25 protein-coding genes, 2 rRNA genes and 1 riboswitch (1 of these 28 cut by a window edge) are annotated in these 24,223 nt (G+C 46.5%); of the genes, 2 read left to right on the top strand and 25 right to left on the bottom strand.

Going from position 1 to position 24,223, the window contains the following annotated elements; translation table 11 throughout:
• Window positions 1–20 precede the first annotated feature (20 nt).
• The 12 genes from glmU to NSS94_RS00130 form a co-directional block, all read right to left on the bottom strand.
• Window positions 21–1,418 (bottom strand): bifunctional UDP-N-acetylglucosamine diphosphorylase/glucosamine-1-phosphate N-acetyltransferase GlmU, encoded by a 1,398-nt coding sequence (gene glmU / locus NSS94_RS00185; protein ID WP_165150744.1) that lies wholly within the window; start codon window positions 1,416–1,418, stop codon window positions 21–23.
• A gap of 345 nt (window positions 1,419–1,763) precedes the next feature.
• The gene (spoVG, locus tag NSS94_RS00180; RefSeq protein ID WP_007428016.1) at window positions 1,764–2,051 is read right to left on the bottom strand and encodes a septation regulator SpoVG; all 288 of its coding nucleotides are present in this window, start codon (window positions 2,049–2,051) and stop codon (window positions 1,764–1,766) included.
• A gap of 175 nt (window positions 2,052–2,226) precedes the next feature.
• Complete coding sequence (gene purR, locus NSS94_RS00175) at window positions 2,227–3,054, bottom strand: pur operon repressor (RefSeq protein ID WP_341038268.1); 828 nt, start codon at window positions 3,052–3,054, stop codon at window positions 2,227–2,229.
• 181 nt (window positions 3,055–3,235) lie between these two features.
• A complete protein-coding gene (gene ispE / locus NSS94_RS00170; RefSeq protein ID WP_341038267.1) occupies window positions 3,236–4,090 on the bottom strand; it encodes a 4-(cytidine 5'-diphospho)-2-C-methyl-D-erythritol kinase in 855 nt (284 codons plus the stop codon).
• A 144-nt stretch (window positions 4,091–4,234) separates the two neighbouring features.
• Window positions 4,235–4,414, bottom strand: coding sequence for a small, acid-soluble spore protein, alpha/beta type (locus NSS94_RS00165; RefSeq protein WP_007428013.1), 180 nt, complete (start codon window positions 4,412–4,414; stop codon window positions 4,235–4,237).
• A 162-nt stretch (window positions 4,415–4,576) separates the two neighbouring features.
• Complete coding sequence (gene veg / locus NSS94_RS00160) at window positions 4,577–4,858, bottom strand: biofilm formation stimulator Veg (protein WP_013308120.1); 282 nt, start codon at window positions 4,856–4,858, stop codon at window positions 4,577–4,579.
• A gap of 201 nt (window positions 4,859–5,059) precedes the next feature.
• The gene (gene yabG, locus NSS94_RS00155; RefSeq protein ID WP_023986432.1) at window positions 5,060–5,956 is read right to left on the bottom strand and encodes a sporulation peptidase YabG; all 897 of its coding nucleotides are present in this window, start codon (window positions 5,954–5,956) and stop codon (window positions 5,060–5,062) included.
• 55 nt (window positions 5,957–6,011) lie between these two features.
• A complete protein-coding gene (gene rsmA, locus NSS94_RS00150) occupies window positions 6,012–6,896 on the bottom strand; it encodes a 16S rRNA (adenine(1518)-N(6)/adenine(1519)-N(6))-dimethyltransferase RsmA (protein WP_029519379.1) in 885 nt (294 codons plus the stop codon).
• A 7-nt stretch (window positions 6,897–6,903) separates the two neighbouring features.
• The gene (gene rnmV / locus NSS94_RS00145; RefSeq protein ID WP_013308117.1) at window positions 6,904–7,449 is read right to left on the bottom strand and encodes a ribonuclease M5; all 546 of its coding nucleotides are present in this window, start codon (window positions 7,447–7,449) and stop codon (window positions 6,904–6,906) included.
• Window positions 7,450–7,595: 146 nt separating this feature from the next.
• The gene (locus tag NSS94_RS00140) at window positions 7,596–8,744 is read right to left on the bottom strand and encodes a 3D domain-containing protein (protein ID WP_029519383.1); all 1,149 of its coding nucleotides are present in this window, start codon (window positions 8,742–8,744) and stop codon (window positions 7,596–7,598) included.
• Window positions 8,745–9,015: 271 nt separating this feature from the next.
• Window positions 9,016–9,298, bottom strand: a riboswitch (cyclic di-AMP (ydaO/yuaA leader).
• A gap of 201 nt (window positions 9,299–9,499) precedes the next feature.
• The gene (locus NSS94_RS00135) at window positions 9,500–10,270 is read right to left on the bottom strand and encodes a TatD family hydrolase (protein WP_340953559.1); all 771 of its coding nucleotides are present in this window, start codon (window positions 10,268–10,270) and stop codon (window positions 9,500–9,502) included.
• 42 nt (window positions 10,271–10,312) lie between these two features.
• Window positions 10,313–11,596: an HD domain-containing protein gene (locus NSS94_RS00130; RefSeq protein WP_029519386.1), complete on the bottom strand. Its 1,284-nt coding sequence runs from the start codon at window positions 11,594–11,596 to the stop codon at window positions 10,313–10,315.
• 331 nt (window positions 11,597–11,927) lie between these two features.
• On the opposite strand from NSS94_RS00130, the gene NSS94_RS00125 reads away from it, so the two are divergent.
• Window positions 11,928–12,182 (top strand): AbrB/MazE/SpoVT family DNA-binding domain-containing protein, encoded by a 255-nt coding sequence (locus NSS94_RS00125; RefSeq protein ID WP_007428005.1) that lies wholly within the window; start codon window positions 11,928–11,930, stop codon window positions 12,180–12,182.
• 124 nt (window positions 12,183–12,306) lie between these two features.
• Here NSS94_RS00125 and rsmI read toward each other — a convergent pair whose 3' ends face one another.
• The 10 genes from rsmI to NSS94_RS00075 all read right to left on the bottom strand — a co-directional run bounded on the left by rsmI (window position 12,307) and on the right by NSS94_RS00075 (window position 20,237).
• The gene (gene rsmI, locus NSS94_RS00120) at window positions 12,307–13,188 is read right to left on the bottom strand and encodes a 16S rRNA (cytidine(1402)-2'-O)-methyltransferase (protein ID WP_029519388.1); all 882 of its coding nucleotides are present in this window, start codon (window positions 13,186–13,188) and stop codon (window positions 12,307–12,309) included.
• Complete coding sequence (locus tag NSS94_RS00115; protein WP_029519389.1) at window positions 13,185–13,940, bottom strand: tRNA1(Val) (adenine(37)-N6)-methyltransferase; 756 nt, start codon at window positions 13,938–13,940, stop codon at window positions 13,185–13,187. The genes rsmI and NSS94_RS00115 overlap by 4 nt, the downstream gene beginning before the upstream one ends.
• A 91-nt stretch (window positions 13,941–14,031) precedes the next feature.
• Window positions 14,032–14,406 carry a DNA replication initiation control protein YabA gene (gene yabA, locus NSS94_RS00110; protein ID WP_025722558.1) on the bottom strand — a complete coding sequence of 125 codons (375 nt, stop codon included), beginning with the start codon at window positions 14,404–14,406 and terminating at the stop codon, window positions 14,032–14,034.
• Between the two features lie 27 nt (window positions 14,407–14,433).
• Complete coding sequence (locus tag NSS94_RS00105) at window positions 14,434–15,234, bottom strand: PSP1 domain-containing protein (RefSeq protein ID WP_013308110.1); 801 nt, start codon at window positions 15,232–15,234, stop codon at window positions 14,434–14,436.
• 138 nt (window positions 15,235–15,372) lie between these two features.
• Entirely contained in the window at window positions 15,373–16,368 is a 996-nt protein-coding gene (gene holB / locus NSS94_RS00100; protein WP_341038266.1) for a DNA polymerase III subunit delta', read from the bottom strand.
• Between the two features lie 161 nt (window positions 16,369–16,529).
• Entirely contained in the window at window positions 16,530–16,973 is a 444-nt protein-coding gene (locus tag NSS94_RS00095) for a YaaR family protein (RefSeq protein ID WP_013308108.1), read from the bottom strand.
• Window positions 16,974–17,170: 197 nt separating this feature from the next.
• A complete protein-coding gene (locus NSS94_RS00090) occupies window positions 17,171–17,500 on the bottom strand; it encodes a cyclic-di-AMP receptor (protein WP_007427998.1) in 330 nt (109 codons plus the stop codon).
• Between the two features lie 74 nt (window positions 17,501–17,574).
• Entirely contained in the window at window positions 17,575–18,222 is a 648-nt protein-coding gene (gene tmk / locus NSS94_RS00085; RefSeq protein ID WP_029519390.1) for a dTMP kinase, read from the bottom strand.
• 103 nt (window positions 18,223–18,325) lie between these two features.
• Window positions 18,326–19,909 carry an aminotransferase class I/II-fold pyridoxal phosphate-dependent enzyme gene (locus NSS94_RS00080; RefSeq protein WP_341038265.1) on the bottom strand — a complete coding sequence of 528 codons (1,584 nt, stop codon included), beginning with the start codon at window positions 19,907–19,909 and terminating at the stop codon, window positions 18,326–18,328.
• Window positions 19,910–20,051: 142 nt separating this feature from the next.
• On the bottom strand, window positions 20,052–20,237 hold the full coding sequence (locus tag NSS94_RS00075; protein WP_023986422.1) for a sigma factor G inhibitor Gin: 186 nt from the start codon (window positions 20,235–20,237) through the stop codon (window positions 20,052–20,054).
• Window positions 20,238–20,637: 400 nt separating this feature from the next.
• Between NSS94_RS00075 and NSS94_RS00070 the strand changes: the two genes are divergently transcribed.
• Entirely contained in the window at window positions 20,638–21,165 is a 528-nt protein-coding gene (locus NSS94_RS00070) for a hypothetical protein (protein WP_029519392.1), read from the top strand.
• Between the two features lie 364 nt (window positions 21,166–21,529).
• Here NSS94_RS00070 and NSS94_RS00065 read toward each other — a convergent pair whose 3' ends face one another.
• The 3 genes from NSS94_RS00065 to NSS94_RS00055 form a co-directional block, all read right to left on the bottom strand.
• A complete protein-coding gene (locus NSS94_RS00065) occupies window positions 21,530–21,949 on the bottom strand; it encodes a hypothetical protein (RefSeq protein WP_013308104.1) in 420 nt (139 codons plus the stop codon).
• A 234-nt stretch (window positions 21,950–22,183) separates the two neighbouring features.
• Window positions 22,184–22,300: ribosomal RNA gene (gene rrf / locus NSS94_RS00060) — 5S ribosomal RNA — on the bottom strand.
• Window positions 22,301–22,445: 145 nt separating this feature from the next.
• Window positions 22,446–24,223, bottom strand: a 23S ribosomal RNA gene (locus tag NSS94_RS00055); it runs 1,150 nt beyond the window's last position.

Here is a 24,223-nt window from a genome sequence, read left to right as displayed (position 1 = left end):
CAACAGCTTGCTGATTAAGGTCATTCCGATCTTTTCTTCTTCGCTTTGGCACGTGCGCGGATTTTGTCCGCATATCCGACTTTGTTCTCTTGACGTGGTCTGGCAATAGCCAGATCGTTATCAGGGACAGCATGTGTTACAGTGGAGCCTGCTACAACATAAGCACCTTTTCCAATCTTAATCGGGGCGATCAGATTCACGTTGCTACCAATAAAGGCATCGTCTTCAATTTCTGTAATGGATTTATTATATCCATCATAATTGACCGTTATTGCCCCGCAGCCAATATTTACATTTGTACCCACCTTGGCATCACCGACATAGCTCAAATGAGACACCTTGGAATGATCTCCAATGGTCGCATTTTTCACCTCAACAAAGTCACCAATTTTCACATGTTCGCCAAGCTTCGCGCCTGGACGCAGATAAGCAAACGGCCCCACAGATGTACTGCTTCCCACTTCCGCTTCGTTCAACACCGAATGTTTTACCGTTGCGCCTGAATGGATAATCGTATTCTGAATCTCAGCCTGCGGACCAATCACACAATCTTCTCCGATTTGTGTTTGACCATGCAGCCATGTGTTCGGGTACAGTACCGTATCGGAACCAATAACAACCTCGCTCCCGATATAGGTAGAAGACGGATCAATGACAGTGACACCATTTAGCATATGCTTGCGAACGATGCGCTCACGCATATAGCCCTCAGCTACCGACAAAGCGACTCTGTCGTTAACACCGATGGATTCAGACACATCATCTGTCAAATACGCCTCAACCTGTTCACCTTCACCATGCAAAATACCAATGACATCTGTCAGATAATATTCCTGCTGTGCATTGGTGTTCGTTACCTTGTCCAGCGCTGCAAACAGCTTGGCATTGTCAAAGCAGTACGTTCCCGTATTGATCTCCCGGACAGCATCTTCCTCAGGTGAACAATCTTTCTGTTCCACGATCTTGAGCACGGCCCCGGAAGCATCACGGATAACTCGTCCATATCCTTTCGGGTCGTCCAACTCAGCGGTCAAAATCGTCGCAGCTGCCCCACGGCTCTCGTGCAATTGCACCAAGCCTTCCAGCGTCTCCGCTGTGATCAAAGGAGTATCCCCACAAATGACAATGGTTGTACCTTTTTCCTGACCGAGCAAGTCCTTGGCTTGCTTAACAGCATGGCCCGTTCCCAACTGCTCTGCCTGAAGCGCATATTCTGCCGACGGTCCCAAATAAGACTGTACCGCCTCTGCTCCATGACCCACGACGACTACACTTCGGGACACACCGATTTCACGAACCGTGTCGAGCACATGCCCAACCATCGGTTTTCCGCACACCGGATGCAGAACTTTATATAATTTGGATTTCATACGTTTTCCCTGCCCTGCGGCAAGAATGACTGCCAACCTTTCCAACAAGTCCAACCTCCTATCCTGAAAATAACAGTTACCCCTTGGCTAAAACGTTAATTCCCAGATCAGATTTTGCTTAACTTTTCACAATCCTCCTGAAAAATAACGGCGAACCTTTGGTTAATGGCTATTTTTTCAGGCCAGCTTGTGCTGGACATTCATCCCCGGGACGCATCGCTGCCTAGTCCCTGTCTTATGAAAAAGCCGCTTCGGCAGCCCGGATGGCTCCAAGTTGCCTTAAAACTGACTGTTAACTCACTAAAGAATATATCTCATTCCAGACAAAAAGAAAAGAGAGCCACAGTTAGTGGCTCTCTTTTTCTTTTGTTCCCCAATCCTGCTTTAGGCGAATTAAGCGCCTTCTTCAATAGCAACTTCTTCATCCACAGCCGCACGTTCGTACTCAGTCAATACAGCAGCTTGGATCTTCTCACGGGTTCCTGAAGATATCGGGTGAGCGATATCGCGAAACTCTCCGTCTGGAGTTCGTTTGCTTGGCATAGCTACGAACATCCCGTTATTACCGTCGATAACTCGGATGTCATGAACAACGAACTCGTTATCAATCGTAATGGATGCAATCGCCTTCATTCTTCCTTCTGAGTTCACTCGGCGGAGTCTAACATCCGTAATCTGCATGTGTGTTTCACCACCTTTTTCCAAATAGGACTTGGTGTATACATTCCACACAGCAGTTCGAAATCCTTCTTTTTTTCGGCAATTCGTATCCTAAATTCAGGTAATTTTTTTGAAAAGATTTCTTTTCGACATATTTAGGTATTTTATGATGGATTGTGACAATTTACAGCCCTGTTCACTCACCAAAATAATTGCCCAGCTTGACCGTAATTTGCTTGCTTCGAGAATCGACTGCGGTCAGATTCGCCAGTGAAATATAATCGTGCAGCAGGCGCTCTTCGTTCTCCACCTCGCCCGATTCTACCAGCACACCTACACCGGCCACCTCAGCATCAAACTCAGCCAGCAAGTCGACCATCCCCTGAATCGTGCCACCGGCCTTCATAAAATCATCTACGATGAGCACACGCGATTTCTCACGCATCGCACGTCTGGATAATGACATCGTATGCAGGCTCTTTTGTGATCCTGAAACATAATTAATGCTTACAGCCGAGCCTTCTGTCACCTGATGATCACGCCGTACGAGAACGACTGGCAAATTCAGCTGTGCTCCGGTTGCATAGGCAAGTGGAATACCCTTGGTCTCCACCGTCATAACCACATCAATCTGACGATTGGCAAAGGCGGTCGCGAATATTTTACCAGCTTCGTTCATCATCGCAGGTTGGCCCAGCAAATCGGACAAATACAGGTATCCTCCCGGTAATATGCGGTCAGGCTGCTCCAGTTGCGCACACAGGTCGTTCGCAAACGCAAGCGCATGCTGCTTGGAAAGCCTCGGGATCAGTTTCACGCCCCCTGCCGCTCCCGCCAGCGTCAGAAGCTCGCCAGTACCTTCATCCTCAAATACTTCCTTGATGATGGCCAGATCCTCGCTTATGGACGACTTAGCTGCCCCGTAGCGATCCGCAAAATGAGTAAGAGGCACCAGCGTATGCGGCCGTGACAATAAAAATTGCGTCATTTCCACCAATCGTGAGCTTCTTTTAAGTTTTTTCACAACAATTCCTCGCGATCTATTCTCCTGCCGCCCGCTTCGTACAGTAAAGCACCGGCGGACTGGCCGGTTGCTGGCGGAATGTAAGTGATATAGTGAAATCCGAATATTTAATAGTAAATATATCATCTTCGTACGTATTTGTACAACAATTGCCACTATAATAAGAAAGAAATATCTAAAATCAGGTCAAAAGTCGTACTGCGTACACATCTTTACAAAACCCTCTTAGTCCATTGTAAATCCGTGGCACTTTGGCTTCCTTCGATACTAGTCCGAACACCGTAGGTCCACTACCTGACATCAGCACACCGTCTGCTCCTAAGCGGATTATGGAGTTTTTAAGATGCTCTACCTCTGGATACAGCTTTAGTGTTACATCCTCCAGTACATTCCCCAGTGCGTTGCATACATCGGTAAAAGAAGCGTTACGGATCGCATGCTCCATCTGGCGTGCAGACGGGTGGTGCGTAATCTGATCCGCTTTGACACGACCGTACACTTCAGCCGTCGATACATTAATCGGCGGCTTCGCAAGGATCACCCAGCATTGTGGCGGATTCGGAAGTGGCTTGAGCAGTTCTCCGCGTCCACTCGCTAAAGCTGTACCCCCTGTAATACAGAAAGGTACATCTGAGCCCAGCTCCGCACCCAGCACCCTTAATTCGGCATCCGAGATACCAAGCTTCCATAGCTTGTTCAGTCCACGCAGCGCTGCGGCAGCATCACTACTTCCACCCGCCAACCCTGCTGCCACCGGGATATGCTTATCCAGATGGATGTGGACGCCCGTAGACACGTTATAACGTTCTTTGATCAGACGCGCAGCCTGAAAAGCCAAATTCTTTTCATCCAATGGTATGTACCCGGCTTGACTTGAAATAATAATGGTATCACGCGGTAACTCAGACATCGTCAATCGGTCAGACAGATCGACCATGGTCATAATCATTTCGACCTCGTGATAACCATCGTCCCGTTTACGTAGAACATCAAGCATTAAATTGATTTTCGCCGGTGCTTTTTCATATATTTTCAAGGCGTTCACCCACCTTCAACTTTTCCCTCAAGACAGCTTAACATATTATATCAGACTCAGCGTGTCAAGTCATGAGGTTCAAAAAAGCGGAGATGACCCGGTCTAATTCCGGATATCCCCGCTTTTCATCAGCACCACCGATGGCTACGATTTGCGAGAAGCAGCCTGCTCAGCAAGCTGGATGGCCCGCTTGACCATATTGCCCGCATCCTTGGCTTTAATGCCTCCCCAGCCTTCTTCCTTGACCGTGTCGTAAAATCCAAGATCTTTGGCCAGCTCGTACTTTAGCTCCTCCGACATGACACTCCGTCTTCTTCGGCTCATACATACGCCTCCTTCGGCAATGGAATAAGGAAGATCATTCCCGGCTTAGTATGTGCAGAGATGTCATGCTTCATCCTGCTCTGTATATACAAAACGGCCCCGTCATTTGAAATGACGAAGCCGTCGTTAAACCTGCAAAGCTGGTATAAATCACGAAATGAATTAAGGTGTTTCAAAATATTCGACTACACTTGTATGGGAGTCGGGATCATATACGCTGACTTCCACCGACTCGGTAAGGATGTCAGCATAGCTGTAGGAGACACGTTTAAACGTCTGTTGCTCCTGATCCAGCTTGACGATAAAAACAGAAGGGTACGTTTCTTCCAAGACACCAGTTCGTTCGACGGTCTTACGGCGTCCGCCGTTAGCCCGCAGCAAAATTTTTTGCCCTACATGTGCGTCGAGACTGCGTTTGATTTCCAACAGCGTATTTTTAGCCATTGCCTAACGACCACCTCTTTCCTTGTCCATTATAACGAATTTTAGATGGATTGTCAAATCGAGCTAAATATTATAACAACACGAAAAATGAGTTGTCAATTTAATTTTTTGCGAACAGGAATAATTTATATAAAAAATGACAAAAAGCCTCTGAAAGCAGAGGCTTTTTGTTCAAGTCAATCCTATTGGCACATTTGAATCCTAGATTGCGGAAGGCGTTACTTTAAGCGTTGACAAATTTTCAAGCTTCGGCAGGCCGATGCGATAGCTTCCCCTGGTTTCAATTCCACCCACTCCGCGACTGCCGCTGATTGTCTGGTGAAACAGGTCCCCCATATTCACCGTATCTCGGATCGAAGTAAAGGCCGCCTTGGCAGCCACGTAAACGGGGTCCAGCGCGTGAATCAGGATACGCCCTGGTGAGCTGGCGAAGTTCGCTCCCGCACGCAGCAGCGCCTCAAAATGGGACTGGCACGCCCCCGCTACAATGGTCAGCGAATCCAGATGACGTTCATATTGTCTTGCTACCTGAATTGCCGCCACAAAATTTTGCGAATTTTTATAACTTTTCAAGCTGTACAAATCGTAAGGCTGTGGCTGCTTTAGCACGCCATCATGTCCGGTAATCACTACAATATCCGGACGGATACGGGGAAGCAGCCGGTACAACGTATCCGCCATTGCCGATTCATGAACGTGATGTCCCTCTGCAGGAACACGGAGCTGTTCATATAAACTGAGACATTTTTTCAAATAGCCGGGATCTCCATCCAGATGAAGAACCTTTCCCGGCATTTCAAAATACGTTGACTCGACTGGATCACTCCAGTCCCCAACCAGAGCTGCCTGACTACGAGCAGCTTGCTGCTGGCGTGCCCGTTGCAACAGATTAAGAGACTCACCAGCCTTAATGTGAGCCTGCTGAGTCTTACCGCTAATCTGGTCTGCAGGCACTCTGACCAGATCGTTCACCGGGGAATCGGCCAGCAACCGAAATTCTATTCCCTTAATGATCGCTTTATCCCGCTGGATGTCCTCAACGCGAAACGTGACATCTCCGCCGTACGATTTCCGAACGACCAAGTCTCCTAAACTCATCACACTGTATCACCCCTCGTATATCGTATGGGTGAATGCACAGTTTGGTTCCAGCTTAGGATATACCTGCTTCCACCAGAACAGCACTGAGACGCGCAAATTCCTCAATACTTAGCGTTTCTCCTCGACGGGAGGGTTCAATACCAGCTTGTTGCAACAACGGCTCCAACGTGTCCTTGTTCTCTTTGGTGAAAAATCGGCTTTTTAAGTTATTGGAAATCGTTTTACGACGCTGGGCAAAAGCAGCATGAACCACTTCAAAGAAGTGCTTCTCATCCACCACTTCCACCGGAGGGGCTTCCCGTACACGCAACCGAATGACTGCAGACTCCACATTTGGCTGGGGAATAAATACTGTATTCGGTACAATACAGACTAATTCAGGTTCGCTGTAATATTGTACTGCAATGCTCAGACTACCGTAATCCTTCGTTCCAGGAGACGCAGCCATACGCTCAGCCACTTCTTTTTGGATCATAACGACGATATTCTCCAAAGGGAGCTTGTCCTCCAGTAGCCTCATCAGAATCGGTGTAGTAACGTAATACGGCAGATTAGCCACGACACTTACTTTACTCACGTCTGCAAAATCAGCTGCAAACACCTCGCGTAAATCCAGCTTCAGCACGTCTCCATGACGTACCTTCACATGCTCATAAGGGGCCAACACTTCTTCGAGAATTGGCAATAGCCGCTGGTCAATCTCGACAGCGGTAACTACCTTGGCCGATTGCGCCAGCTTCTCGGTCAAAGCGCCAATCCCAGGACCAATCTCAAGTGCGCCCTTCGTCTCATCCAATCCGGCAGCATTCACAATCTTATTGAGAATATTTTGATCAATCAGGAAATTTTGTCCCAAACTCTTTTTGAACGAAAAACCGTGCCGTTGAATAATTTCCTTCGTACGCCGCGGTGTTGCTATATCTTGAATCCCTGTCATACGAATATCACAATCCTTCACTTTCAATTTGTGCCAGCGCTCCGGCAAATTCCTCGCGGCTGATCTGAAATACAGAGAGCCGTTTATGTAGCTGCTTTCCGTTACAATAACCAATACCCAGCACATTCCCTAAGGCCATACGGCGTGCAGCAGCATTGGGGTGGGTGATAAGTCCAGCATCAATCAGGTCCGCCCACTCAATCAGCGGATCGGCGCCTTCTACTGTCGTATGAACCCGTGCGAGAGCGTGTCTGATTGCTTCCGGTGAGGCATTCTCCACACCAATATCTCCTTTGCGCGTCGCTTCTGCCTCGGGTATAAAGGCCTGCTTGCAGCCGGGTACCTTGGAAGCGATAATCTTACGGATGCGCTCCCCTGCATGATCGGGATCGGTTAAAATGATGACCCCCCGCCGCTCCTGCGCCAATGCAATTTTACGCAGCGTCATTTTATTAATGGCTGAGCCGCCAGTTTCTATCGTATCCGCTTCAACAGCGCGGCGAATGGCCACCGTATCATCCCGGCCCTCTACCACGATCACTTCCTTGATCATTTGCATTTCCCTCCACTGCTACACAGCAAGCTATATTTATCTTTCCCTGCTTTTGAAAACAAAATAAGAAGAGGATATCCTCTTCTTAGCATGGCATAACTATGTTGTTAATACTATCGCATTGCCCTCAACATACACAACCTGTTTTAGTTGATTTCAGGCTTTACCGGTCCGATAACATATACGGTTTTACCGTGCTTACGACCAAATTGGTTGGCTCGGCTCAAACTCTCATAATACACATCGATTTTGTGGCCTTTAATCGCGCCACCGGTATCCTCCGCACGGCGGAAGCCCACCCCTTCGATATACACCCACCAGCCGATTGGAATTATACTCGGATCGACAGCGATGGTACGACCTTCCGTCACGCGCGTGCCGGATGCAGTACGTGTACCGATACCTGGCTCCTGTGAGGAATACGCCGTCATGGAGACATTTTGTAAAACTTTGCTATATTTAAAATTGACGCCTGCTTTACGGACAGCACTGCCCGAACTAACCGTTGTTGTCTTAACCGCATCATTGGGACCGACGGAAGCAGCAAGAACGACCGGCTTTTTCTTCGTTCCTACCGCAATAACCTTATCCACACGGTTCTGTGCAACTTCCTTGTTAACCAGCTGTTTGGATACCAACTTTCCATCATGATATACCTTTTGAACGTGCTGGACTACCACACCCGATTTGCCGCTTTGAATGACCCGATTATCGCCTTTATAAAGACTTGGATCGGCCGTTTTGATGACCTGATAAGGCACCTGTTTTTTCTGTTCGACCTGCTGTTTCTTCACACGGACGATTTTTATGTCCATGTTAGACGAAACAGAGGCATCCAACGCAGGATAAACTTTATCCGTTGACGATAATTTATAGCCCGAGGTACGAATGGCACCTTCTACTGTATTTTCTGTTGTGTACAGCTTTTTCGTCTCATTGCCTGAAGATACTTTAACTTGATTGGCACGTTTAATGACTACGCGGTCCCCATCCTGTACTGCTCCATTTAGCGGCATAGAAATTGTATCATGCGGCTGAAGTGAAATGGAATGCTCGCTCAGCAAATCTTGAAGCTTGGATTCCCGGGTTTCTACCGCAGATGCCTTGCCATCAATGACAAAAAAGACTTGTTTTTTAGATTGCGTGTACATCAGAATTGAAATCATAATCGTTAGCGCGATTAGAAAAATAGCAACCAAAGCAGCCTGGCGCACATTCTCTTGCTTCCAACGCAATACGTAAGACATGCTGGATGAGCGTGACTCATGGGTCTCCTCTTTTTGGAAAATGCCCATTTCCTCCGTCCTCCTTACATAGCCCGCCGTCTGGAGTAAGACATAGTTGAGATTTGACGTGACTATAACAGATTTTCTACAAGACAAGCCCAAACTGCGACTGTCCTGCACCATGTACCCGTCTTCGCGGCATGCTGTCCTCCCCTGTTTAACCACAGTATGATGACAGATTTTCTTTTATTCACAACAAAAAAAGCCAAAGAAAGAGACTAGAGAGCTCTTTCGTGGCTTCCGGCATGTGTGAATATGCGGGAAAACTCATGCACGAGATGGCTTCTCTCTTGTTACGCTTACGGGGTTAGCTGTCGGGTTCGGACGTAGAGAGTCGCCCTAGCTTGGGTCAACCGCTCATGGCGGTCGCCTTCACATTCACCCCGAAGACCCAGAAAGAAATCGAAATACGGCTCCTCCACCTGTTCAATCCCATCCGGGAAAAGAAATTAGGTCGAGCCGGCTGGCGGAAGGGACGTTCCCTTCTTGCACATACGCCGGACGTACTGTAAGCCATATCGGTTCCCCCGTTCCCTGTAAAAGGGACTCAGCGAGACTGGTTCATGAAATGACTTGTTGATGTTTACATTCAAACAACAATTCACTGAAAAGATGATATCCTGTTTCTATGCATGTTGTAAAGCAGGTTTCAAGTACATTTTTCAAAATATTCGGTTAAAATATTGTAATATTCTCGAGTTTCCTGCAACAAATTCATGATTAGCTTCGTCTATCTCTTTATTTTGATCGATTTCTTCGCTTTTTTATTGAATGTCAAATCGTTCCAAGGCATTTTGGGTCGTTATTGACACTAATTCCTCCACTGTAATCCCCTTAATTTGGGCTGCAGCCTCTGCTACCAGTCTCACATGCGCAGACTCATTTCGCTTCCCGCGAAACGGATGCGGCGTCAGGTAGGGCGCGTCCGTTTCAATGAGCAGACGGTCCAGTGGCACCTGTGCCAGCACCTCTTTTGGCTGCTTGGCATTTTTAAACGTAATAGGACCACCGAAGGAAAGGTGAAATCCCATATCCAGCACCATTTGGGCTGTCTCCCAGCTCCCAGAAAAGGAGTGCATGACTCCGCCAATCTCACTCGCTTTTTCCTCACGCAAAATCTTAACAATATCTTCATGGGCATCCCGGTTATGAATAACAATGGGCATTTTGAGCTCACGAGCCAGACCAATTTGATTTCGAAACACCCGATGCTGAACATCCTTCGGTGATGTATCCCAATAATAATCCAGACCGATCTCTCCGATGGCTACGACCTTCTTATGACTGCATAACGATGCAATCCATTCTAAATCTCCCTCTTGCATTGTAATCGCATCCTGCGGGTGCCATCCAACTGCCGCATAAATAAAATCATACGTCTCGGCCAATTTCATGGTGGATGGAATGGTCTCACGATTAAATCCGATATTGATCATCCGCGTTACTCCTGATTCGACAGCACGTGCTATAACTTCTTCACGATCTTCGTCAAATTGTGGCGCATCCAAGTGAGTATGAGTGTCGAACAAATCCAAGGTTTACATCTCCTTTTTTTACTTACATTTCTATATAGTTGTCTATTCTTTGACAAAATAATTCCTTATTTCGGCAGGAAGCCTGTCTTTTACCGCGTTCAATTTATTCTGGGGAAAATACATATGATATTTCCCTCGGTGAATACCACTTATGGAGCGCACAATTTCCGAAACTTCGGATATTTCACTCACCTCGCCCTGACGTCCAAGCAGTAAAATCTGGTTGTCCGTCGAGCCACCCTGCCGAAACACATCATAAGGAAGATCCGTCGGAAAATCAATTTCAAAATCATATTCAGGGTGCAAACCAGCCTCTTCCAAAGCTTTCCGAATACTGTCAATGGTATCTGTATCCATATTTTCAATCTCTACATATTTATACAATCTACGGTCCATAAAGCGGCTGCTCAAATCACTTAAAATTTCGTCCTTTTCTCGTTTCCACTGGCTAAATACGGTCTGAATTAATGACTCATCGAGCATCAGATATTGCTCTACTGTAAGCTCTCCTTTCAACAGATCCGGCAGCGGGTCCAGCAGAAAACCAAACTCATATCCGTTTTTAAACAATTCCTTTGCTCGCTTGAAAATTTTACGTAAAAGGATCTCCGAGCTGCGTGTTACAGGATGAAAATAAATTTGCCAATACATCTGATAGCGTGACATTAAATAATCCTCTACTGCATGCATGCCTGATTCCTTCACAACAATTCTCCCATTATGAGGACGCAACAGTCGTAAAATACGATCCAAATCAATCGTGCCGTAGTTGACACCTGTCGAATGAGCATCCCGCAACAAATAATCCATACGATCGGCATCTAGCGGACTGGTCACCAAGTTAACAACAATCGGCTTATCATACGTTTTGGCTATAACTGCAGCCACCTTTTGTGGAAGCTTCTCGTCGACTTGCCGTAGCACGGCGTTGATCTTCGTGTCTCCCAGTACAATGCGGCATGTCCAATCCTCATGGTTCATATGAAAGGCTTCCTCAATTGAATGTGAAAATGGGCCATGCCCCACATCATGCAATAGAGCTGCACACAGAGCAACCAGCCTTTCCTCTTTCGGCCAATCTGGGAAATCTCCACGTTCAAATTGAGAAATAATACTTCTCGTAATCTCATATACGCCCAATGAATGTGAAAAACGGCTATGCTCCGCTCCATGAAACGTAAGATACGATGTGCCTAACTGCCGTATGCGGCGTAAACGTTGGAACTCCGGCGTGTTGATCAACCGCCATATCACAGTATCCTGAACATGAATGTAATTATGTACCGGGTCTTTAAATACTTTTTCTTCACTGAGTGGCTGGTGCAAGATATCAGCTCCTTTAATATTCGGAATAATGGATTAAAATACAATAAAATCCTAAAGCATTTCCCTCATTCGACATTCTTTGTCGTAATATGTCGAATTATAGTTTTTCGACATTTCCAAATCGACAAATTGAATAAATCATCAATAAGATAAGGCAATGCACATGAGTAAAGCTCTTTAATCTAAATACTTTTGCATAATCAGACTGTTACTACATTTTTTAGGTTGACTGTTTTGGGAATCGTTGGTATAGTAAATATCAGAAAAGAGAAAATTTTGTCGAATCATGACACTTATATTATTTTAAACGGCGAGAGGAGCCTGATTTATTATGATGAAATCCACTGGTATTGTAAGAAAAGTCGACGAGCTCGGACGTGTTGTTATTCCAATCGAATTGCGCCGTACCCTGGGAATCGGGGAAAAAGACGCGTTGGAAATTTATGTTGATGGCGAACGCATCATGCTTAAAAAATACGAGCCTGCTTGTATCTTCTGCGGTAATGCTGAGAACGTAATTTACTTCAAAGGGAAAATTGTTTGCCAAGATTGCATTTCTGAAATCCCAACACCTGTGACAAACTGAGAATTTTAGTATATAATAGACTTATCAGATATTGTTAATTCTAACCTTTTTCATATACACTCCTTGTTGCCTTCCACGGTTTGAACCCAACCGTTGGAAGGCCCTTTTTTGTTTAGGCAGATATTCATAAGAGTGCGTTGTAAACATCTCTCTTGGAGATTGCACGATCTGTGGCTGTACGCTTCATTGCGTCCTTGCGTGTAAGTCCCTCTTGCTCGTAATGTGCGACGTGGGACTCCAAAGATAAGGACTGCCACCATGCCTGACGTTCCTGTTCTTCTTCCTCTTCGTCTTTTCCTTCAACCACTAGACAATACTCACCAATCGGTGGATTTTCCTCTAGTTTAGCAAGGCATTGCTCCACGGTTCCTCGTACCCATTCCTCATGCAGCTTGGTCAGCTCACGCGCAAGCACCACTTTGCGTGAACCTAATGTTTCCTTCAACACCATCAATGTCTTCACAATACGATGAGGCGATTCATAAAAAATAATTGTGCCGTGAGATACCTGAAACGATAGCAACAGCTTCTCCAGGTCCTTTTTCTCCCGTGGTGGAAAACCAGCGAAGGTGAACCTTTCTGTATCCAGTCCTGAGGCAATTAAAGCAGATAGTGCCGCATTCGCTCCTGGGATGGGGATGACGCTAATTCCCGCTTCCAGTGCCAGCTTGACCAGATCCGAACCAGGGTCAGAAATGGCCGGTAGACCTGCATCGCTAACCAGCGCCAAGTTTTTCCCTTCTATTATGTAACGTATCAGTTCAGGCCCACTGGCAACCTTATTATGTTCATGATAACTAAAGAGCATATCCGGTGTGATTTCGAAATGAGTGAGCAGTTTACGTGTCTGCCGCGTATCTTCGGCAGCGATAATACTACACGACTTTAAGGTGTTAATTGCCCTAAAGGTCATATCTTCCAGATTCCCAATAGGTGTTGCAACAAGATACAATTTTCCCCGTTCTTCTTCGCTGTTACTAAAGCTTTTTTGTACAGCTGCTTTCACACAGAATCCCCCTTGCTTACTTCTCCATAGATATCTCTTATCTCCTGAGTATAATTCCCATTTTCCTGATATACAATGAGCGGAGGCAACAAACGAACCTCGGGTTTACCGTCACGTAATGCTTCAACCAGTACCATATTGGCTTCCATATGAACTCGTGGGTGAACAAAACGTATTCTTTTGGGTTCCAAACTATGTTTACGCATCAAGGTTATAATCTCGCCCAGCCGCTGCGGGCGATGAACCATGGATACTTTCCCCCCATTACGGACAAGCCGGGTGGATGCCTGAATGACTTCTTCCAGTGTGCAGTTCACTTCATGACGGGCAATTGCCTGGTGAGGATTCAGCTTGATATCGCTACCATTTAGCGGCATATAGGGGGGATTCACGGTAATCGCATCATAAACACCATGTCCCGTGATGTGAACCAGCTCACGCAGGTCCCCTTCCCGAATCTGAATTGCTGCTTCTAATCCATTCAAGCTGACACTGCGTCTAGCCATATCTGCCAAGCGTGGTTGAATCTCAATTCCTTCAATAGACGCTTTTGTTCGTGTCGTTAGCAGCAGGGGGACAACCCCATTGCCTGTACACAGATCAAGAATCTTTCCACGCTGCGGAATACCAGCAAAACGTGCCAGCAAGACCGCATCCATCGAGAAGCTGAATACTTCATCACTCTGGATAATGCGCAAATTATGTGAAAGCAGATCATCAATTCGTTCAGACTTCTTTTCTTTTTCCTCCATAGTGCTCTCCCATCTTTTATAACCAAAGTCGCTTTTCACTCATACTTCCCTACAAAAAAAGCCGTAGGCATCTTGCTCCTACGGCTTGTTTTTATTTATTCAAAAATGACAGACAGAAGAGGCAATCGCCTTCCGTTCGCAAATGTCCGTAATACACGTTGCATATATGAAATCCTTCATGATACAGCCTTGCTAGATTGTCGTAGCCTTCGCCCACGACCTCACCCGTTTGCCCTTCATCCTTAATGACGATCGGAGGAGGAAGCTTCGGCTTGTTTGCCGTCTTTTCTTCTCCAGAGGTTTCACGTTTGAGCATCTTGCGCACCTGTTCGTTTTCAATCGTTAGTCGTTGATTTTCCTCCAGCAGCTCTTTAACTGCCAGTTTCAATTCACCCAGATCGCTATGCAACTGTCCCATTTGGGTTTCCATTTCGTGAATACGCGCAAAAACATTTAATTTATCCAAGTTTCCACCCCGAAGCAACCTAATGGTTTACTTGACGACTACATCGTCCATTGGAAGTTCCTTGACCTTACTGATCTCAAACAGTTGAACATGCACCGTGCGATGACCTGCATTCACACCTACGACTTTACCTTCCCCCAAAGAGGTGATAACCATCTTACCCACCTGAGGTAGCTCTTCTCGCATACTTTCGTAGTTATCATGTTCAAACTTGAGACAGCACATCAATCTCCCGCACAACCCGGAAATCTTCGTCGGATTCAGCGACAAACTCTGATCCTTCGCCATCTTAATAGATACCGGCTCAAAATCCCCCAGCCATGAGGAGCAACACAGAATACGTCCACAAGGTCCAATTCCGCCAAGCATTTTAGCCTCATCCCGTACGCCGATCTGCCGCAGCTCGATCCGTGTACGAAAAATACTGGCCAAGTCCTTTACAAGCTCTCGAAAATCTACTCGACCCTCTGCCGTAAAATAAAAAATGATCTTATTGCGGTCAAATGTAAATTCTACATCTACCAATTTCATTTTAAGGCCATGGTCTTTAATTTTATTTAAACACGTGCCGAATGCATCCTTGGCCGCTAATTTATTCTCTTCTACCACAAGAGCGTCATCATCCCCAGCAATACGAATGACTTTTTTTAAGGGCAGGACAACATCCGAATCATTTACCTCTTTTTTGCCCACTACAACCTTGCCATATTCAATACCGCGCGCGGTCTCTACAATGACACAGTTTTCTTTCTCCACTGGAAGATCCAGCGGATCAAAATAATAAGTCTTGCCCGCCTTCTTGAAACGGACACCCACTACACTATACAAAAATTAACCCCCTTGTATGCCACTAAACCTCATTTGAAGCCGACATTGTACGAATGGCCGCAATTGAAGTCTCACTGTCGCACAAACCGGGAACCTGGCGTCGCGGATTGTGCAGAGTGGAACAAGCGCGCCTTCCTGTTAGCCGGTGATAGAACCGCTTGTATCGGACAACCCAATCAGAAGCTGCTCCACGCATAACTGCCCGTTGACGTGAAAACGGAGCTTCTTCCTGCAATTCGCGGCCAAATCCATATAAGAGACCCATTGTTCCGTGCTGCGGGTGATTGCCAATTTGGAGACGGACTCCAAATGATCTATGAAAACAACGCTTTCGTGCCTTCCGTAACGGAAATGAAGCATATCCTTAAACCACAAATGAAACAGATGAAACAGAATATCCAGGTGTTCAGAAAGTCCAGTTTTAAAAATCTTCTGTTGAGCCAGAATAATAGACGAGCTCCCCCGACTCATGGACTCCTTCACTAATTGTAACACTACGTTTCTAATTTCTGCAAACCAATTCTGCTGGAGAATTTCTCTACATGATTCCAGTCCTGAAGCAATATGAACGACCGACCGGACAAGCCCTGCCGTATAGCCTTCCCCAATTAATGCCTGCATCATCACCTCCGGCTGTAAAGCGTGGAAAGGAACCTGCTGCGTCCGTGATTGAATCGTAGGCAGCAACGCCTGTCCATTTTCAGAAATGAGTATACCGACCACTGGAATTTGGGGCTCCTCCAGAAATTTAAGTAAGCTATTAGCAGCTTGCACTGTCATGGTATCCGCCTGTCGGATGATATATACCTTCGGATTGGAGCTTTCAGATTTGTAAGAAAATATACGTTGAAGCCCGCGAATCTGATCAATTTTAATCGTAGCTCCATCCGGCTCTACAATATGCAAATCTGGATGATTCCCGTGCTCTACCTTGCGGCATGACAAACACTCCCCACATGCATCGTCCGTCTGTCGCTCACAAAATAAAGCCTTAGCAAAGATCTGCGCCATGTTCATCTGCCCGCTTCCCGGCGGCCCGCTAAAAACATAGGCATGGTTGACCGTATGATTCCGTAGTGCACTTTGCAGCATTTTTTTGGCTACATCCTGGCCCATTATATGTTGAAAAGACATATTTCCTCACTTTCTCCACTGAAAACAACTGTGATCCATCGGCAAATCGTTGTTCTTCCAGGCATGTATATAGTCAAAAATAATCTGCCAGCATGATCAGCAAGCAGATTATTTCTTCGTGGCAATAGCCCGTCTGTATTCATTTATAACATAAGTCTGCATTAAAATGAGAGATTAATTAGCAATCCTCTGATCTCACCGACCCCTTGCAAAAGCTCAATCTTGCCTTGCTCGGTTTCGAGCAGTTCATCTGCCATTTTGAGCAACAGCTCATCCACTTCATCAATCAGCTTATAACGTTTGCTGCGTCCCCGGCGATCCCAGCCCTTCGTGTCCTTCATGGACACGCCTCGCCGAACGGTATCTTCCAAAAACCGTTTAACCAGCATCTTATAGGCCTTCAGCTCACGAATCGTCATTGAACGTGCAAGACGATCTCCCTGCATTTGTATTTCCTTAAAGCGCCGATTCAATTCCTCCTGCGAAGCTTGCTCACCATTTTGCTGCATAACGTCGGAGAAGCTCTTGGGCTGAATTGGCTTTGCACTCATTTCATTTGTAGACAATGTACTTTGTAAAGGGCGATAGCCCGGATTTATTTTCATATAAACCTGCTTTCTCCCCGGATGCTTCCACTTTCCCCCTTCATGAACAGTTCAACCTAGAACTCAGGGTTTCTTCGGCTTTCCGGGGACTGCGCTGTAGCGCTGCCGTTTTAGTAGATCTGCCCTCATTCCCATCATGCAGGAAGATACAGGCGATTCCCCTATCATATCGGCAGAATAGGCCCTATTGTGTAGATTCAGAAATGCTCGAAACGGTCTACAGGCATCACGAATACCGTCGCTCCACCCACCTGCACTTCAACAGGCAACGGTAAATAGGAGTCCGTCGTCCCGCTCATAGGGGTAACGGGTGTGACCAGCTGTTCACGAACCTTGCAACTGCTGCGAATGACGTTCATTAATGAGTCCACCTGATTGTCATCAACACCGATCATAAATGTCGTATTACCTGCACGCAGAAATCCTCCTGTGCTCGCCAATTTGGTAGCACGGAAATTAGCTTTCACCAGTCCGCTGGATAATCTATTACTGTCCTTATCCTGTACAATCGCAATAATCAGCTTCATCCTGTATTCCTCCTTCAAGTCATATTAGAGACAACCTTGTCCCTAGCTCAATTTTACCGTATATCCTTCGACAATTATATGCTAAAATTCTGAGCAAACCGTGTTTTCAGCAAATCCTTCAATACTTGCTCCACCTGCTCTGGCGCCGGAGATGCATCAACAATTGTAATTCGCTCCGGAAATTTGCGAGCCAACTCCAAATATGCCTCTCGCACCTTATGGTGAAACGATATACTCTCCATGTCGAGGCGGTCCATTTCTGCTCCTCGTGACGCACTAATTCTTGCCAATCCCAGTTCGGGCTCAATATCCAGATAAAATGTGACATCCGGCTCCCAATCATCTACCGCAAAGCGATTAATTGAAGCTACCTCTTCAATTCCGATTCCTCTTGCAAATCCTTGATAGACTAAGCTACTATCCACAAAACGATCACATAATACGATAGCTCCCTGTTCAATAGCCGGCTTTACCTTCTCCACCAAATGCTGACGCCGTGCCGCCGCGTATAAAAGTGCCTCTGTTCGAGCATCCATACTGGTATGAGCAGGGTCCAAAATGATAGAACGAATCTTTTCGGAAATTTCGATGCCACCCGGCTCCCTTGTCGTGATGACTGGATAGCCTTCTTCCTCCATAAACTTCGCCAGCCGTTGAATCATAGTTGTTTTACCGGAGCCGTCTCCCCCCTCCAGTGTAATAAAAATGCCTTTGCGATTCATGTTATTCCCTGCTTTCCTGTCTGAAAAATAAAAGTCACCCACAGGCTACGTATGCTTCTTTTATTCAGTCTTCTGTATTTGTTAAGTCTCTAGTATCTAATCTTTATTGTAAACGGAATACCCGAATTGTAAGCATACTTTCATCTGCTACCCCGTGCCATTTGGCTCCCAGCTTACGTAGACGACCCATCCGCAGTGCAATCGCTTCTGTGATCGTTTCTCCTGCATATAGCAGTGGAATACCTGGAGGATACGGGATAATCATTTCGGCCGCTACCCTGCCAGCGCATTCCTCTACAGGCACCGTCTCCATCTGATCGGGGTTAATCGGTCGAAGCCCAAACGGCACCGGAATAGAGTATCCCTTCATTCTATCATTGTTCCACGTGGAAAAATCTAATTCGAGTCTTTGCTGCTCTTTTTCCGTTGGCCCCGGCTCACCAGCCGTCTCCTTAAATCTTATATCATTATTTATATGCACAAGAGCCTGCAACAGGTGACTCGCATCCTTAGCCGTAGAGCCTAACGTAAACAATAAAACAACATGTTTTTCGTCGCTCATCTCTGGAACACATCCGTAAGTCTCCAATTCGTGCTTGAGTTCAAATCCATCCAGTATACCCCATGTATCATACAGCACCAATTTAAAGGGATCCTGGGTTGAATATCTGCTTATTCCCTCCTCAGCCCTTTCTAGGACCTCAGAGGTTCCCCTGTGAGCGTATTCCCCCTCTAGTGCCTGCTGTGTAGATTCTAACAAGCGAAAGCGCGGGAGCTGCTCCAGGCCCTTTCTAAAAGCATCTACTGCCGCTAAGCCCATGGTAAAGGCATCTGCTCCATATGCCTCTATATACCATCTTGCCAAATCCAATGAAGCCATTAACGGATAAGAAGGGCTAGAGCTTTGCACCATCGCCAGTCGCTGACGAAGTAGTTCCCGATGAATTCTCTTTCCCTGCACATGTAACATGGCCCCCATGGTCATGGCTGGGAGCATTTTATGTGTCGATTGGACGACTACATCAGCCCCGCAGGATAGCGCAGAGGCTGGCAAACGAGGATGCAGCCCATAATGGGCACCGTGGGCCTCATCTACCAATAGCGGCACATGGGCTGCATGACAGACCTTAGCCGTTGCCGTTAGGTCATGTCCCATCCCATAGTAATTAGGTAGTGTAAGTAACACCCCTTTTGCCGAAGGATATGTCTTCAGTGCAGCCTTTATTGTATCCGTCGTTGGGGCAACCGCCAATCCGCTCAGTGTATCTATTTCCGGATCCAGGAATACCGCATTAGCCCCTGACAGCATGAGACCGTTCAGGACAGATTTGTGTACATTTCTCTGTACCAGCAGTAGATCTCCCGGCTCCGTACATACAGTTAAAATCATAGCCAAATTACCGACCGTGCTTCCTCCAATTAGCCAAAAGCTCTCTTCAGCACCAAAACACTTTGCAGCCAGCTCTTGCCCTTCACGAATCACATCTTCTGGGTGATGCAAATCATCCAGTCCAGTAATTTCTGTCGCATCAATAGACATCACTTCTTGCAACAGAGATGCAATATTTTCATGCTCATATACTTGTCCATTTTTATGACCGGGCACATGGAAAGAAGCATTGCCCTGAGTCCGGTAACGTATTAGGGCTTCCATTAATGGTGCGTGTACCGCCTTTTTCCCCATCATTCTGCAATCCTTCCAAACAAAGCTTTATATCTACCTTATTTTATCGTAAAATCAAGCGGAATCCTACTTTTACTCACAGAAAAAAAGGCCCGTATCGACAGACCTTGAATGCCAATCCTTCAAAGACTAATTGCAAAGGATATTATGCATTTTTCTGTACCCAGATTTGCTTTAGTTGATCAATAAAAAAATGATATTTGGCATCAGTTGCATCCGTGTGTACCATTTCAGCTTCACACGTATCACAGATAAACTCGGAAACGATAAAAATGCCTTCATGCTTGTGCTGTCCGCATATAATACAGCGGTGGCCGCCTTGATCATGCATATCCATCCCACCTTGTTTCTTTTACTATTAGTATGGGGCACTTTCTACTATTTTAAACCTTTTCATAGCTCAGTTTGACGATATACTCTATATATATTCCTCCTGGGCCATTATGGTGTTTGTACCCCGTATGTTTAAAAAACAGCCGTCTATGCCGATATAAAAAGAAAAAGCTCTTATGTATGGATACCCTTTCATCGGAGCCTTGAACACTTCATCAGTGATAGCTTTTCCAGTAATTATAGAGTAGGCTAGCTAACACTGGATGTCGATCATTCTGTATTTCTACAAAAACGATTAAATGCTTATTTAAAGCGGCATGAGCGAAGTACCGTCCCTTTTTCCGGCTGTGGACGGGAAGCCACTTGTGATGCAGTAGATTAATGAAAGGACTGTTCGCATGACAGAGGAAACCGGAACCAAAGCTACCTACTATCACTACAAGCTCATTAAAAAAATCAGTATACCGCGTCAACTAGTATGGAGTCATATTTCACTGCCTATTATTATGCTTCTCTTTCTGCTTCTTGCCTTTTCCTGGACTAGCGTGTTTTTGTTTGCTCTTGCCTTTTTCCTTACCTTATGGGTACACTTCGTAATCTCACGATCTGTCCTATACATCGGTGGCGGAGCATCCTTCCGCAAACGTTGGGCATTCCACCGTAAGTTACCATGGCTAGGCTATATGACAGACCAGTACATAGGCTATAGCATCTTTCGTCGTGTGCACATACATACCCTCTGGATCGGTATCTGCTTATCAGGCGTATTCATTCTCTGGTCTCCACCAGCCTTTACGGTATCCTTACTCTTCTGGCATCTATGGCTTATTGCACCGCGTCTATACATCCTCAGTCGGCTTACGGGCGAGAGAAAAGACGGCATGTTGAAGTTTACCGATGAAGATGCCTCATATTATCAACAGTAAATCTAACCACTCATATCCGTACAGATAAAAAATCCGGATCTGAACTACCTACAACGATCTAGACTGAAGCAAAAAGGAGCAACCTCAATCGGTTACTCCTTTTTTTGCGACTTAACAACCATAATCGCTTTATTCTCTTATCAAGTAAACTTTTCCTCACCTTTATCCTCGTTAAATGTAGAGCAATTATTCAACATGCAAATATATAAAAGGAAGCTACTCCCTACTCAACGGCAGTTCTGAGTGCTTCCCCACATCCAATCTCATCATTCATCATTATACACAGCATACGATACGCTATGAGTTTACTATAAATATGATCTACATTAAGTCCTATGCTGCTTACCGGTTGAAAACCGTACTCCTAATTAAGATCCACGCTTTTGCTCTTCACAACAGCCTTTCTGTCTTTTGGAACCAATACAGTAAAAGAACCATCATGCACAGACAAATGCACCATGTGTTTATTTTTCTGAAACACCTTCTGATTGGAGGTGGATAGATTCGGTTCCTCAGTCCAGCCCCAAGCTGCAATCTCCTCTAGATAAGGAGCAGGTAGACTATCACTTTCCTTCAACGCTGGCAGTGCATAGCGAACATAGTCCATGTCCGAATTACTGCTGGCCCGATCGGTTTTACTAGCTTCCTTGGGAACCGGAAACGTCTTCTCGTTGGCAGCACCCTCAAACGATGTCCAAGAAGGCTCCTCTTCCACGCACCCGGTAAGAATCGCGACAGCGACACTGAATAGCACCAATAGAGCAAGCCATTTATTTCGCCGCATGATCTTCCCTCCTTACCAGCCTGATTGATTATACAAAAATCCTATGATGGAGTTTGCATAATTCTGCAACAATGCAGCGTGTGTGTATGGGATCCAATACCTATATTATACAGGGTTTACTCTTACATTCCGTAACAAAAATGTTACCTTCCTTTTGTAAGGATATTTCTAAAATATACATATATGCAAAAGAGGATCATGATCTCATTGAGATCATGATCCTCTTTACCTGTTGCTTGGCGACGTCCTACTCTCCCAGGACCCTGCGGTCCAAGTACCATCGGCGCTGGAGGGCTTAACGGTCGTGTTCGGGATGGGTACGTGTGGAACCCCTCCGCTATCGCCACCAAACATGAATCTGCTGAGCAAATTCTTTTTCAGGAATCAGCATCGCCAAATGCTGTGTGTTCGCTTGTTCCATATAAGCCACTTGTGCTTATACAATACAAAACTTACACCCTGAAAACTGGATCCGAAACTTATTTGCGTTTTATCTTAGGATAAGCCCTCGACCGATTAGTATTGGTCAGCTCCATGCATTACTGCACTTCCACCCCCAACCTATCTACCTCGTCGTCTTCAAGGGGTCTTACATACTGGGAAATCTCATCTTGAGGGGGGCTTCACGCTTAGATGCTTTCAGCGCTTATCCCTTCCGTACATAGCTACCCAGCGGTGCTCCTGGCGGAACAACTGGTACACCAGCGGTACGTCCATCCCGGTCCTCTCGTACTAAGGACAGCTCCTCTCAAATTTCCTACGCCCACGACAGATAGGGACCGAACTGTCTCACGACGTTCTGAACCCAGCTCGCGTACCGCTTTAATGGGCGAACAGCCCAACCCTTGGGACCTACTTCAGCCCCAGGATGCGATGAGCCGACATCGAGGTGCCAAACCTCCCCGTCGATGTGGACTCTTGGGGGAGATAAGCCTGTTATCCCCAGGGTAGCTTTTATCCGTTGAGCGATGGCCCTTCCATGCGGTACCACCGGATCACTAAGCCCGACTTTCGTCCCTGCTCGACTTGTAGGTCTCGCAGTCAAGCTCCCTTCTGCCTTTGCACTCTTCGAATGATTTCCAACCATTCTGAGGGAACCTTGGGGCGCCTCCGTTACTCTTTAGGAGGCGACCGCCCCAGTCAAACTGCCCACCTGACACTGTCCTCGCACCGGATTACGGTACCAAGTTAGAACCTAGATACGATCAGGGTGGTATCCCAAGGATGCCTCCCTTCAAGCTGGCGCTCAAAGTTCGACGGCTCCCACCTATCCTGTACAGATCGTACCCAAATTCAATATCAAGCTGCAGTAAAGCTCCATGGGGTCTTTCCGTCTTGTCGCGGGTAACCTGCATCTTCACAGGTATTAAAATTTCACCGGATCTCTCGTTGAGACAGCGCCCAAGTCGTTACGCCATTCGTGCGGGTCAGAATTTACCTGACAAGGAATTTCGCTACCTTAGGACCGTTATAGTTACGGCCGCCGTTTACTGGGGCTTCGGTTCATAGCTTCGCCCCGAAGGGCTTACCACTCCCCTTAACCTTCCAGCACCGGGCAGGCGTCAGCCCGTATACTTCGCCTTGCGGCTTCGCACAGACCTGTGTTTTTGCTAAACAGTCGCTTGGGCCTTTTCACTGCGGCCCCCTCGGGCTATTCACCCTACCGAGGCACCCCTTCTCCCGAAGTTACGGGGTCATTTTGCCGAGTTCCTTAACGAGAGTTCTTCCGCGCGCCTTAGAATTCTCTTCTCGCCTACCTGTGTCGGTTTGCGGTACGGGCACCTTCTCCTGGCTAGAGGCTTTTCTTGGCAGTCTGAGATCATGACCTTCGCTACTACAATTTTCGCTCCCCATCACAGCCCAGCCTTAACGATATGCGGATTTGCCTACACATCAGCCTCACTGCTTAGACGGACATCCATCAGTCCGCGTCACTACCCTACTGCGTCACCCCATCGCTCATAACGGATTACGGTGGTACAGGAATTTCGACCTGTTGTCCTTCGACTACGCCTATCGGCCTCGCCTTAGGTCCCGACTTACCCTGAGCGGACGAACCTTCCTCAGGAACCCTTAGGCTTTCGGCGGATCTGATTCTCACAGATCTTTTCGTTACTCATACCGGCATTCTCACTTGAATGCAGTCCAGCGCTCCTTACGGTACACCTTCAACCCGCATTCAACGCTCCCCTACCCCTGATGCAAGCATCAAGCCATAGCTTCGGTGGTGTGTTTAGCCCCGTTACATTTTCGGCGCAGAGTCACTCGACCAGT

It is taken from the genome of Paenibacillus sp. FSL L8-0644 (genome assembly GCF_038008165.1).
GTDB classification, from domain to species: domain Bacteria; phylum Bacillota; class Bacilli; order Paenibacillales; family Paenibacillaceae; genus Paenibacillus; species Paenibacillus polymyxa_D.
Note: the sequence above shows the minus strand (reverse complement) of the source record. Positions and strands in the feature narration are given on the sequence as shown.